General features: G+C 63.2%; 13 protein-coding genes. 5 read left to right on the plus strand and 8 right to left on the minus strand.

The features are described from left to right. Positions 1-65 precede the first annotated feature (65 nt). Entirely contained in the window at positions 66-998 is a 933-nt protein-coding gene (locus IAE39_RS21220) for a LysR substrate-binding domain-containing protein (RefSeq protein ID WP_201206203.1), read from the minus strand. A 248-nt stretch (positions 999-1246) separates the two neighbouring features. Between IAE39_RS21220 and IAE39_RS21225 the strand changes: the two genes are divergently transcribed. Next, a complete protein-coding gene (locus tag IAE39_RS21225) occupies positions 1247-1444 on the plus strand; it encodes a hypothetical protein (protein ID WP_201206205.1) in 198 nt (65 codons plus the stop codon). 30 nt (positions 1445-1474) lie between these two features. Here IAE39_RS21225 and IAE39_RS21230 read toward each other — a convergent pair whose 3' ends face one another. The 4 genes from IAE39_RS21230 to IAE39_RS21245 all read right to left on the minus strand — a co-directional run bounded on the left by IAE39_RS21230 (position 1475) and on the right by IAE39_RS21245 (position 5494). After that, a complete protein-coding gene (locus IAE39_RS21230; RefSeq protein WP_201206207.1) occupies positions 1475-2074 on the minus strand; it encodes an START domain-containing protein in 600 nt (199 codons plus the stop codon). Between the two features lie 88 nt (positions 2075-2162). Next, the gene (locus IAE39_RS21235) at positions 2163-2999 is read right to left on the minus strand and encodes a bifunctional allantoicase/(S)-ureidoglycine aminohydrolase (RefSeq protein ID WP_008093910.1); all 837 of its coding nucleotides are present in this window, start codon (positions 2997-2999) and stop codon (positions 2163-2165) included. A 106-nt stretch (positions 3000-3105) separates the two neighbouring features. Beyond that, the gene (locus IAE39_RS21240; protein ID WP_201206209.1) at positions 3106-4497 is read right to left on the minus strand and encodes an LLM class flavin-dependent oxidoreductase; all 1392 of its coding nucleotides are present in this window, start codon (positions 4495-4497) and stop codon (positions 3106-3108) included. Between the two features lie 16 nt (positions 4498-4513). Then, complete coding sequence (locus IAE39_RS21245; protein ID WP_201206211.1) at positions 4514-5494, minus strand: aliphatic sulfonate ABC transporter substrate-binding protein; 981 nt, start codon at positions 5492-5494, stop codon at positions 4514-4516. A gap of 199 nt (positions 5495-5693) precedes the next feature. Between IAE39_RS21245 and IAE39_RS21250 the strand changes: the two genes are divergently transcribed. Then, positions 5694-6575 (plus strand): hypothetical protein, encoded by an 882-nt coding sequence (locus IAE39_RS21250; RefSeq protein ID WP_201206213.1) that lies wholly within the window; start codon positions 5694-5696, stop codon positions 6573-6575. An 8-nt stretch (positions 6576-6583) separates the two neighbouring features. On the opposite strand, the gene IAE39_RS21255 is transcribed toward IAE39_RS21250, so the two are convergent. Further along, the gene (locus IAE39_RS21255) at positions 6584-7468 is read right to left on the minus strand and encodes a DMT family transporter (protein WP_201206215.1); all 885 of its coding nucleotides are present in this window, start codon (positions 7466-7468) and stop codon (positions 6584-6586) included. A gap of 168 nt (positions 7469-7636) precedes the next feature. On the opposite strand from IAE39_RS21255, the gene IAE39_RS21260 reads away from it, so the two are divergent. Beyond that, the gene (locus IAE39_RS21260) at positions 7637-8320 is read left to right on the plus strand and encodes a TetR/AcrR family transcriptional regulator (RefSeq protein WP_201206217.1); all 684 of its coding nucleotides are present in this window, start codon (positions 7637-7639) and stop codon (positions 8318-8320) included. A 126-nt stretch (positions 8321-8446) separates the two neighbouring features. Here the strand turns inward: IAE39_RS21260 and IAE39_RS21265 are convergent, their stop codons facing one another. Continuing rightward, on the minus strand, positions 8447-9454 hold the full coding sequence (locus tag IAE39_RS21265) for a GlxA family transcriptional regulator (RefSeq protein ID WP_201206219.1): 1008 nt from the start codon (positions 9452-9454) through the stop codon (positions 8447-8449). Positions 9455-9680: 226 nt separating this feature from the next. Here IAE39_RS21265 and IAE39_RS21270 point away from each other — a divergent pair, with 226 nt between their 5' ends. Further along, positions 9681-9893: a PLDc N-terminal domain-containing protein gene (locus IAE39_RS21270; RefSeq protein ID WP_201206221.1), complete on the plus strand. Its 213-nt coding sequence runs from the start codon at positions 9681-9683 to the stop codon at positions 9891-9893. Between the two features lie 44 nt (positions 9894-9937). Here IAE39_RS21270 and IAE39_RS21275 read toward each other — a convergent pair whose 3' ends face one another. Further along, positions 9938-10264, minus strand: a complete 327-nt coding sequence (locus tag IAE39_RS21275) for a hypothetical protein (RefSeq protein WP_201206223.1) — start codon at positions 10262-10264, stop codon at positions 9938-9940. A gap of 189 nt (positions 10265-10453) precedes the next feature. Here IAE39_RS21275 and IAE39_RS21280 point away from each other — a divergent pair, with 189 nt between their 5' ends. Continuing rightward, the gene (locus tag IAE39_RS21280; RefSeq protein ID WP_201206225.1) at positions 10454-10867 is read left to right on the plus strand and encodes a RidA family protein; all 414 of its coding nucleotides are present in this window, start codon (positions 10454-10456) and stop codon (positions 10865-10867) included. The last annotated feature ends 84 nt before the right edge of the window (positions 10868-10951 follow it).

A 10951-nucleotide genomic window follows, 5' to 3' on the forward strand; every position in this document is an offset into this window, starting at 1 on the left:
GCACAAAATGCTGGGGCTGCTGCGCAGCCCATCGCGACACAAGGCCGCTCCTACAAAGGAGCGCGTCAGCCGGGTTGGTTGTCGCGCAGCCAGTCCACCAGCTTCAAAATGGTCGGGGTGGTCGTGCGCCCATGGGGCACCACCAGGTAATACGCCTCGCGCGGCCGCACCACCAGGTCGGTCAGGCGCACCAGCTCGCCGGAAGCCAGCAGGTGGTCGAGCATGCGCCCCCAACCCAATGCCACCCCATGCCCATGCAACGCGCCCTGAATGGTGTCGGTGTATAGCTGGCAACGCAGGGTGTAATTCAGCTTCGGCGGGTTGCCGCCCACTGCGCGGAACCAGCTGGGCCAGGTCATCCAGCCTTCGGCGGTGGCATCGGCATCCAGCAGGTCGGCACGGTACAACGCTTCCAGCGACTCCGGTTGTGGGTTGCGCGCCAGCCACGCCGGCGAGCACACCGGGAAGATCTCTTCGTCGAACAGGTGCAGGGCAATACCGTCCTCCCAACGACCATTGCCATAACGCACCAGCAGGTCGACTTCGTGGTTGCGCAGGTCACCGGTAAACATCTGTGTGGCCAGGCGCAGGCGTACCTGGGGCAGGGCGCTGCGCAGGCTGCCCAGGCGCGGCATCACCCGCAACTGGGAAAAGGTAGCGGTGCTGCTGAGCACCAGTTCCTGCTCGCTGTCGCCTTCGCTCAGGCGGTCGAACACCGAGGCGATCTTCTGCATGGAATCGGAAAGTACTGCGTACAGCGCCAGGCCCTCGCTGGTCAGGCGCACGCCGCGATGCAGGCGCTGGAACAGCTGGCAAGCGAGGTTTTCTTCAAGCTGGCGGATCTGTTTGCTGACGGCTGCCTGAGTGACGCCCAGCTCCTGGGCCGCCAAGGTGAAGCTGTTATGACGGGCTACCGCTTCAAATTCGAGCAGGGCAGTCATCGATGGGATGATGCGCCGGTAGCCTTTGTGTGTATTGCTGTGTTCTTGTTTTTTCATGCGGTGTCCTGGTAAGGCGCGGCGCGCTGGTCCGCGCTGCGCTGGCACAGTGGCAGAAATCAACCAACGGCGATAGGGCCTGCGTTCGGTCAGCCATGGCTCGACAGCACTGCCTGGCGCAGTGGCGCTTCCCACGAAGCAAAAGTGAGTTTCCGACTGCTCTGGACGCCATTGGCTAAAGCTCTCCAGGCTGGGTCGAGCATAGGATCTGTCTTGCAAGTCCCTTAACTTAGTTTCAGGAAACCGATATGAAAAAGTTTGCTTTTGTTACGCTGCTGGCCGCCGCAGGTCTGGTTCAGGTCGCCCATGGCGACGACGCCGTCACCCATAAACAGCAACAGGCTGATCATGGGGTTATCACGGGCATTGGCGTACCACCAATCGAATGCGATGAAGGTTACGTCCCGACTCCAATCGGCGACTGCCAACCGGGTTTTGAACCTTGAGTGATACCGAAGTGATCTGGCGGAAGGCCCTCAAGGCTGGCGTTCGGCTACGGCCCTTAAGGTTCTGAGCGTCACCACCGGAGCATCCACCACAAAACGATTCGCAAGCCAGCCCGGCACATCCCCGGCCGGGTCGGCTTGCAACTGATACGTCACCTCGGTTTTACGCTCACCCAGCGGCTTCATGCGCCATTCGCCACTCAGGTGCTGCACGCGGATCAGCCCGTCCACCTTGGGGATCCTGTCCGGTTCGGCGCTCAAGTGCCGCACCAGGGTGCCATCGTCCAGCCGCTCACTGGTTACCTTCAGCACGATATCCCGCGGCAGGGTCGGCCACGGCAGGTTGGTGGTCAGGTAAACCCAGGTGCTGTCACCGTCCACTTCCAGCAAGCGCATCTGGTCGCAGGCATACAGCCACTTACAGGCCACCCGCAGGTTTTCCTGCAGGTCGGTGAGCGTGCGCACGCTGGCTTTCATGGTGCTCACACCTCGGAACTGCTGGTAGGGCGAGCCGGCCACGCCGCCGAGGTACACGCGGATGCCTTCGCGGTCATAAGCCAGGTTCCAGTCATCGGCGGCCTGGGCAGGGATGCACAGCAGCAAAGCGGCGAGCAGCAGGCAGCGGTTCATGGCTGGTACCGCGCGGGGAGGAGTGTTTCAGTATGTGCCGCAAACAGAAAGCCCGCCAGGGTGGCGGGCTTGCGGGTATCGCCAGCGCTTAGCGCTGAGGGTTCAGCGTCAGGTGCACGTGACGGTTCACGTCCTTGTACAGCAGGTAGCTGAAGTTGCCTGGGCCGCCAGCGTAGCAGGCTTGCGGGCAGAAGGCGCGCAGCCACATGAAGTCGCCGGCTTCCACTTCGACCCAGTCCTGGTTCAGGCGATACACAGCCTTGCCTTCCAGTACGTACAGGCCGTGTTCCATCACGTGGGTTTCCGCAAACGGGATTACGCCGCCTGGCTGGAAGGTGACGATGTTCACGTGCATGTCGTGGCGCATGTCGGCCATGTCGACGAAGCGGGTGGTTTTCCAGCGGCCTTCGGTGCCCGGCATTTCGATGACGGTGGCGTTGTCGCGGTGGGTAACGAAGGACTCAGGGATGTCCAGGCCTTCAACCTTCTGGTAGTGCTTGCGCAGCCAGTGGAAGGTGACGTTGGACTTGCTGTTGTTGCGCAGGCTCCACTCGGCGCCCGGGGCCAGGAAGGCATAGCCGCCCGGTACCAGGGTGTGGTGCTTGCCTTCGACGGTGATGTCCAGCTCGCCTTCGACGATGAACACCACGGCTTCGGCGTTAGGGTCCAGCTCAGGGCGCTCGCTGCCGCCTTCCGGGGCCAGCTCGACGATGTACTGGGAGAAGGTTTCGGCAAAACCGGTCAGCGGGCGGGCGATGACCCACATGCGCATCTTGTCCCAGAACGGCAGGTGGCTGGTGACGATATCACGCATCACGCCTTTCGGGATGACGGCATAGGCTTCGGTGAACATGGCACGGTCAGTCAGCAGCTCGGTTTGAGCCGGGTGCCCACCGTGGGGGGCGAAGTACGAATGGTTCGACATGGACAATCTCGACTTGTTGTTCTCTCCCCATGCCGTGAACCGCACCGGCCGGTGCGGCGCAGGGGATGTGGCGACAGAATAGGGTCGAGCGCGTGCCATCCACAAATTAAATGTTGGAATACCCGGTATTTGCTTGCTGAATGTCGACCTGGCGTCCAGCATGCTGTTCCGGCAACCGGTCACCTTGGCCGAACAGCTTGTGGCGCAAACTGCCTTCGGTGTAACGCAACGGGTAGCGGCCACGGCGCTGCAACTCGGGGACCAGCAGCTCGACCACATTGGCCAGGTCGTCCGGTTGTACTGCATAGGTCAGGTTGAAACCGTCGATGCCGGTCTGGTCCAGCCAGCTTTCGAGCTGGTCGGCGAGGGTGCTGGCGTCACCCACCAGCACCGGGCCGCGGCCACCCAGGCCAACGAACTCGGCGGCCTCGCGTACGGTCCAGCGGCGGTTCGGGTCGGCGGCGGTAAAGGCCGCCAGGGCAGCACGGCCTGCGTCGTTCTCGACGTATTCGATCGGCGCATCGGGGTCGAGGCCGGCAAAGTCGATGCCGGTCCAGCCCGACAGCAGCGCCAGGGCGGCATCCAGGTCGACATAGCGGCGGTATTCGGCAAAGCGCGCCTCGGCCTCTGCTTGCGTGGGTGCGACGATCAGCAGCGCCTGGGCATAGATCAGTACCTCGTCACGGCCTCGCCCGGCGGCTTCGCTGGCCTGGCGGATACCGTCGGCATAGCGGCGCAGTACCGTTGGCGTTGGCCCGCTGATGAACACACATTCGGCGTGTCGCGCGGCAAACTGCTGGCCGCGTGCCGAAGCGCCGGCCTGGAACAGCACCGGGGTGCGTTGCGGCGAGGGTTGGCACAGGTGCATGCCGGGCACCTGGAAGTGCTCGCCCACATGGTTGATCGGGTGCACCCGCGAAGGCTCGATATAACGCCCGCTGTCACGCTCCAGCAGCACTGCATCGTCTTCCCAGCTTTTTTCCCACAACTTGTACAGCACCTGCAGGTATTCCTCGGCCAGGTCGTAGCGCTGGTCGTGGCCCAACTGGCGCGCTAGGCCCAGGTTGCGCGCGGCGCTGTCGAGGTAACCGGTGACGATGTTCCAGCCGACCCGGCCATTGCTCAGGTGGTCGAGCGTAGACATGCGCCGGGCAAAGGGGTAGGGGTGTTCGTAGGTCAGCGAAAAGGTCACGCCGAAGCCCAGGTGCCGGGTGACCCCGGCCATCGCCGGCACCAGCAACAGCGGGTCGTTGACCGGCACCTGCACACCGCCGCGCAGGGCGGCTTCGGGGCCGCCCTGGTACACATCATAGATACCCAGCACATCGGCGATGAACAGGGCGTCGAACAGGCCGCGTTCAAGCAGGCGGGCCAGGTCGGTCCAGTAGTCCAGGCGGTTGAATGCCACGCTGGTGTTGCGCGGGTGGCGCCACAGCCCGGGGGACTGGTGGCTGGCGGCGTTCATGCTGAAGGCGTTGAAGCGGATCGGGCGAGGCATGGTCGGCACGCTCCGCTCAAGGCAACACGGAAGCCGGGTAGACCGCGTCGGCCACCTGCAGCTTGTGTGGAATCAGGCCCAGGCCCTGGAACGTGTCGGCCAGCTTCTGTTGCTCGGCAACGATCTGCGGTGTAATGGCCACGGCGTTGTAGTTGCGCCGCTCGCTGGCCACTTCCAGCACGTTGGCGCTAATGCCCAGCTGCGGGGCCAGCAACGCGGCCACGTCGGCCGGCTTGGCGTTGGCCCACTGGCTGACTTTGCTCAGTTCGGCGAAGAAGGTTTTCAGTAGCGCACGGTGCTGGTCTGCATAGCTGGCGGTGGACAGGTAGAAGGTGCGGTTGTTGGACAGGCCGCTGCCGTCACGCAGGTTCTTCAGCCCTGGCTGGCTTTCTGCGGCAGCCAGGAACGGGTCCCACAAGGTCACGGCCTGTACGCTACCTGATTGCAGCGCGGCCACGGCATCGGCGGCATTGTTGACGTAGGCGGGGGTAATGTCCTGGTAGCTCAGGCCAGCCTGCTGCAAGGCGACGGCCAACAGGTACTGGGCGTTCCAGCCACGGCCTGTGGCCACGCGCTTGCCCTTTAGGTCCTGTACGTTGGCCAGGTGGTCCTGTTCACGTACTACCAGGCCGATACCACGCGGGTAGGGTTGTTCGGCGGCCAGGTAAACCACCGGTTTGCCTGCAGCCTGGGCGAACACCGACGGGGCATCGGCGGCATGCCCCAGGTCGATGGCGCCCGTGCTCAGCGCCTCGAGCAGCTGCGGGCCGGCGGCGAATTCATGCCAACTGACTTTCACACCTTGTGGGGCCAGTGCCTTTTCCAGCGCGCCGCTGCCTTTGAGGATGTTGATGCTGTTGAATTTCTGGTAACCGATACGCAGGGTTTTGCCGTCATCGGCAAGCGCTGCGGACCAAGGCAGCAGGGCACTGGCGACACTGGCCAGCAGGCCGCCGATCAATAGGCGGCGCAGCGGGGAGAAGGCACGGGCAGGCATGGTGTTTGTTCCTTTGAGCGGGGTCATGGCAATGAACCCAGCCTAAGGATCTGGCGTTTGGCTTTCAATTTTTATATTCCATTTCGTTAGATTGTTTAGTTATTTTTATATCCTTTTGTTTTTGTAACCGATTGGTAAGTTTCGACATTTTTTTCACATTCCCTTGCTAGGATCCCCGGCAATCCCTAGGAGCCCCTTCATGCCGCACATCCTGCGCAAGCGCAGCACCCGTATTGTCTTCACCGCCACCACTGGCCTGCTAGCCGCCACCCTGGGCTTCTTCGCCTGGCAGAGTTTCTACCCGGTCCAGGCCGCCGCTGGCTGGGATGTCGATGTGTTGCACCGCGACGTGACCAAGGCTGCTTCGCTGCTGCCGCAAGCCGACGGCAGCCTGCTGGTCAGCCGCGAACTGGACGATGGCCGCGGCAGTATCCTCAAGATCAACGCTAACGGCGACCGGGTAGTGGTCATCGACAAGCTATCCAAGCCTGATGGCATGGTAGCGGCGCAAGGTGGCTGGGTGTTCAGCCAGGAAGGCGGTTCAGCCCCGGTCAGCCTGTCCCGTGATGGCCAGGTGAGCCGGCTGTTCGACGGCGAAAGCGTGCAAGGCCTGTGGAACGACGGCGACCACCTGTATGCCATCGAAGACCGCAAGGGCAATGGCCGCCTGATGCGCTATGACTGGAACAGCGGCCAGCTTGAGGTGCTGCGTTCCGGGCTGACCGAAACCGAAGGCCTCACCCGTTGCCAGGGCCGCCTGCTGTACACCGAAAAAGCCAATGGCAAGGTCCGCGCCCTGGCCGACGATGGCAGCGACCCGGTGGTGGTCGACGGCCTGCGCAACCCCACGTTCCTGTACTGTGACCAGCGCGGCCTGTGGATCAGCGAGGACAACACCCACCGTGCGCGCCTGCTGCGCGTCGATGCCGATGGCAGCCAGCACACCGTGCTGACCTTCCTCAAGGCACCCCAGTCGATCATTGCCGATGGCAAGGGCGGCTACCTGCTGGCCGAAGGCGGGCGCAACCGAGTGTTACATCTGACGCCGCCGCCAGAGCCGACCACCGCCCAGCGCGACTGACCCGCTGACTAGCTGGGCAGGCGCGGCTTGCGCCCTGGCAACAGGCCCAGCACCAGCATGCAGCCCAGCAGGATCACAAGGCCGCCAGCGGCCTGCAACAGGCTCAGGGCCTCGTCGAGGAACAACGCGCCGACCAGCACTGCCACCAGCGTAACCACGAATTCCACGCTGATGGCGCGGGTGGCGCCGATGCGTGCTACCAGGCCGAAGTACAGCACGTAGGTGGTGGCGCTCATCACCGCACCGCTGAGCAGCAGGTATAGCCAGTCGCTGGTTTGCGGCACGCTGGGCACTGGCACAATCAACAGTAGCGGCAAGGTCAGCAGCCCACCGGCCAGGAATGCGCCGCCGGTAACCGTCCATGGGTCCTGGCCGCGCAGGTGCAGGCTGGCATAGTTGCTACCGTAGGCGGCGCTGATGCAGCCGAACAGCGAGGCGATGCAGCCGTGGATGAAGTCGTCGTCGATCGGCCGCGCCGGGAAACCCACCAGGATAGCGATGCCGACGATACCCAGCAGCAGCCCGGCGAGGCCTTGCGGGGTGATTTTCTCCAGGCCCCAAACCCGCCCGATCAGCATTGAAAACAGCGGGATGGTGGCGACGAAGATCGCTGCCATGGCTGTGCCGATGCGCGGGGTGGCGTATGAAAGGCCAATCAGTTGCCCGGCCACAGTGGTGGCGCCGACCACCAACAGGGGTATCAGCAGCGGGCGCAGGCGCAGTGCGCGGCCCAGCAGTGCAGCGAGGGCCGCCAAGGTGCCGCCGGCAATCAGCGCCCGCAGGCTGACCGCGCCAACCCAGCCAAAGGCATGCACCACCTTGAGCACCACCAGAAAGGAAAAGCCCCAGGCAATGGCCAGGAACAGGTAGGCGGCAAGGTCGCGCGGTTGCATGGGGTGGGTCCATCCGGGGCAGGGGCAGGCAGGCTAGCGGCTTGTGCTTGGTGATTTCAAGGCCCGCCAGCACTGCGCCCACCACGCTACCCGACCAACAGCGTGCTTCCCTGCACGGCCGCGCTAACGGATAATCCCCGCATTCCAATAAACAGCCTGTGAGTGGGTATGAGTGATTCCGTAGTCGGCCTTGGCCAGCCTGAAACCGAAGGGGTGCGCAGAACGCGCAAGAACAACCCCGAGAAAACCCGCGAGGACATCCTCCAGGCCGCCATCAACGAGTTCGTCCAGCAAGGCCTGGCCGGCGCCCGCGTCGACGCCATTGCCGAACGCACGGCCACCTCCAAGCGCATGATCTACTACTACTTCGGCAGCAAGGAGCAGCTGTACTGCGAGTGCCTGGTCAAGCTGTACGGCGATATCCGCAAGACCGAGCAGAGCCTGGACCTGGAGTCGCTGCCGGCCGAGCAGGCGATCCGCCGGCTGGTGGAGTTCACCTTCGACCACCACGACCGTAATGTCGATTTCGTGCGTATCATCTGCACCGAAAACATCCACTATGGCGAGTACGTCAAGCAGTCGCCGGCCATTCGCGAGATGAGCAGCCTGGTGCTTGAGGCCCTGGGCAACACCCTGCGCCGCGGGGTAGAGGAAGGCGTGTTCCGTGCCGGGATCGAGGTGATCGACCTGCACATGCTGATGAGTTCGTTCTGCTTCTACCGGGTGTCGAACCGGCATACCTTTGGCGAGATTTTCCAGATCGACCTGTCTGATGACGAGGTCAAGCTGCGGCACAAGGCGATGATCTGTGAAGCGGTGTTGCGGTATATCCAGGTCCAACATCGTACCTGACAGTTCTCTGCTGCCTGGGCGGGCCTATTCGCGGGTAAACCCGCTCCTACAACGAGCGCACCGTCCATGTAGGAGCGGGTTTACCCGCGAATAGGCCAGCCCAGACACCATCAATGCCAAACCAGGCTACTCCCCCAGCCGCTGCTCCCGCGACGGCGGGTAGCCGAAGTACGCCGCATAGCACTTGCTGAAGTGCGACACCGAAACAAACCCGCAGGCCACCGCCACTTCCATCACCGACAGGTCGGAATACTGCAGCAGCCTGCGGCTCTTGGTAATGCGCAGCTCCATGTAGTAACGCCGGGGCGAGGTGCCCAGCTGCGCCTGGAACAGCCGGTCGATCTGCCGTCGCGAGCGCCCGCTGTAGGCCGCCAGCTGGTCGAGGCTGAGGGTTTCTTCAAGGTTGTTTTCCATCAGTTCGACAATGGTGCGCAGGTGCAGGCTCATGGACTTCTTCGCCCCCGGGCCAACCTGGCGATAGCGCGCACCGGAGAACGAGAGGATTTCTTCCACACCTTCGGCCAGGCCATCGCCATACAGCCGGCGCACCAGGCCCAGCATCAGTTCCATGGCGCCGTTGGGGCTGGCCGCGCTGAGGCGGTCGCGGTCGAGGGTGAAGCTGGCCGGGGTAATGCGGGTTTGCGGGCTGCGCTCGGACAGGCTGGCGCGCTGTTCGGGGTGGATGCTGCAGCCGTAGTCGTCCAGCACCCCGGCGCGGCCCAGGAACCAGGCACCGTTCCACAAACCACCCAGGGCCATGCCGTGGGCAGCGCAATCGCCCAGCAGGCGGTCAAGTTCCGGGTATTTCAGCGGTGTGCGCAAGCCGCCGCAGATCACCAGCAGGTCCAGTTCCTTCAGCGCCTCGGCCGACAGCTCGGTGGCCACCAGCTCCAGCCCCAGGTCGCTGAGCACCCGGTCACCGCTTAGCGACAGCGGCGTGAACTGGAAACTGTCGGCACGCAGCAGGTTGGCCGTGACCAGCACGTCCATGGCCACGGTGAAGCTTGCCATCGAAAAATGTTCGAGCAGGACGAAATCGACCCGATAGGGGGCCTGGGCATTGGCGCTGCTGGTTTTAAGCCGCAGCATGTTGCTGGTGCTGGTCTTCTTGCTGAACTGGCGTGGCGTGGGCACTCTGGACTCCGCTTCCTGGCTGGCTCGCAGAGTGTGGCCGGTGGCTGGAGGAAAGACAATCTCCCGGGTGGCTGTGTCGTATTGCAGGTCGTGTTCAGGCAACCTATAACTGTGGTTACAACCGGAGCAGGCTGAGGTGCTCCGCAGGCGCTGTGCGACTTAAATCAATCTGAACCCTCAGCACTCAAAACAACCCAAGGCATTACATGGCAATGGGAGAGCGTTTATGGAAGTCGGAACGATCTGGATCACTATCGCAGCCTTGGTCATCCTCCTGGAAATCTGGGCCATCTGGCACATCATCGGCAGTGAGAGGCGGGCTGAACGCAAGATGCTGTGGATCATCTTTGTGGTCTATGCGCCACTCCCTGGCTTGCTGTTCTGGGCCTGGCGCGGGCCGAGGGCGGTGAAGGGCAGGGCGGTCCTGCAGGAAAAATGACGGTGTACGGCCTCAGGCGCGGGGGCGCCTGAGGCTGTCGCGGTTCATTTGGGCAGGATGTCGAAGCGTATGGCCGGGCCCAGGCCGTCCACCATCAGGCAGCCATAGAACTTCACGGTAGACAGTACGCGTAATTCCTTGAGCGCGTCATGAATGTAATCGTGAACCAGCTTTTCAGCCTCCCGCTTGCGGCCCGCAAGGGTGCTGTTGTTGAGCGTGATGCCGCCTAGCAGGGTGGTTTCTATGTGCTCGACGGTGTCCAGGCCAAGCTTGTCCCGCAGGTGCAGGCGCGCCAGTGCCGCATCGGTTTCATCGCGCTCAGGTTTGTACGGCTTGATGGTGTAGGCCAGCTGAAAATCAAATTTGCTCATTGGTTTTTCCTTGTTGCGAACAGGCCTCCGTGCCGGGCCTTGCAATCTACTGGCTCACGAGCGCCGCGCAAACAGACGCTTGGTTCAAGCATGACGGGGTCTTGTGGGAAGTGTCCTACCTTGCGCTTGACCTCGAGTTAACTTCAGGTCCGATACTGCGCCGCTCTTCCATCTGAGTGAGGGCTTGTCGTGACCCAACCACGCGCGTTTCAGCTAAGCAACCCCGAAGGCCTCTACGACCCCAGTGGCAACGCCTATTCCCATGTCGCCGAAGTGCGCGCCGGTAGCCGCCTGCTGTACATTGCCGGCCAAGGCGGCGAGGATAGCAACGGGGCGTTGTCGCCATTGTTCGCCGAACAGGCCCGTCAGGCACTGGCCAACCTTGAGCTGGCACTGGCATCCAAAGGTGCCAGCCTGGCCCAAGTGTTCAAGCTGACCCTGCTGATTGTCGAGCACTCTGAAGCGCGCCTGCGCCAATGGGTAGCGGAAGCCGACAGGGCCTGGGGCCCGCACATGAAACCGACCTGCACGCTGGTTCCGGTACCACGGCTGGCGCTGGACGGCATGCTGGTGGAAATCGACGCCATAGCCGCCGTGCAATAGCCCACTTGCAGACGCTGTGATTACCTTGTAGGAGCGGGGGGGGGGGGGGGGGGGGGGGGGGGGGGGGGGGGGCGGGGGGGGGGG

The organism is Pseudomonas sp. S37, from assembly GCF_016658545.1.
Lineage (GTDB): Bacteria > Pseudomonadota > Gammaproteobacteria > Pseudomonadales > Pseudomonadaceae > Aquipseudomonas.

Excerpts from the sequence above, each read along its gene's own strand:
- IAE39_RS21245 (WP_201206211.1), bottom strand. The coding sequence starts at position 5,494 with ATGCCTGCCCGTGCCTTCTCCCCGCTGCGCCGCCTATTGATCGGCGGC.
- IAE39_RS21240 (WP_201206209.1), bottom strand. The coding sequence starts at position 4,497 with ATGCCTCGCCCGATCCGCTTCAACGCCTTCAGCATGAACGCCGCCAGC.
- IAE39_RS21250 (WP_201206213.1), top strand. The coding sequence starts at position 5,694 with ATGCCGCACATCCTGCGCAAGCGCAGCACCCGTATTGTCTTCACCGCC.
- IAE39_RS21225 (WP_201206205.1), top strand. The coding sequence starts at position 1,247 with ATGAAAAAGTTTGCTTTTGTTACGCTGCTGGCCGCCGCAGGTCTGGTT.
- IAE39_RS21230 (WP_201206207.1), bottom strand. The coding sequence starts at position 2,074 with ATGAACCGCTGCCTGCTGCTCGCCGCTTTGCTGCTGTGCATCCCTGCC.
- IAE39_RS21260 (WP_201206217.1), top strand. The coding sequence starts at position 7,637 with ATGAGTGATTCCGTAGTCGGCCTTGGCCAGCCTGAAACCGAAGGGGTG.
- IAE39_RS21275 (WP_201206223.1), bottom strand. The coding sequence starts at position 10,264 with ATGAGCAAATTTGATTTTCAGCTGGCCTACACCATCAAGCCGTACAAA.
- IAE39_RS21235 (WP_008093910.1), bottom strand. The coding sequence starts at position 2,999 with ATGTCGAACCATTCGTACTTCGCCCCCCACGGTGGGCACCCGGCTCAA.
- IAE39_RS21270 (WP_201206221.1), top strand. The coding sequence starts at position 9,681 with ATGGAAGTCGGAACGATCTGGATCACTATCGCAGCCTTGGTCATCCTC.
- IAE39_RS21220 (WP_201206203.1), bottom strand. The coding sequence starts at position 998 with ATGAAAAAACAAGAACACAGCAATACACACAAAGGCTACCGGCGCATC.
- IAE39_RS21255 (WP_201206215.1), bottom strand. The coding sequence starts at position 7,468 with ATGCAACCGCGCGACCTTGCCGCCTACCTGTTCCTGGCCATTGCCTGG.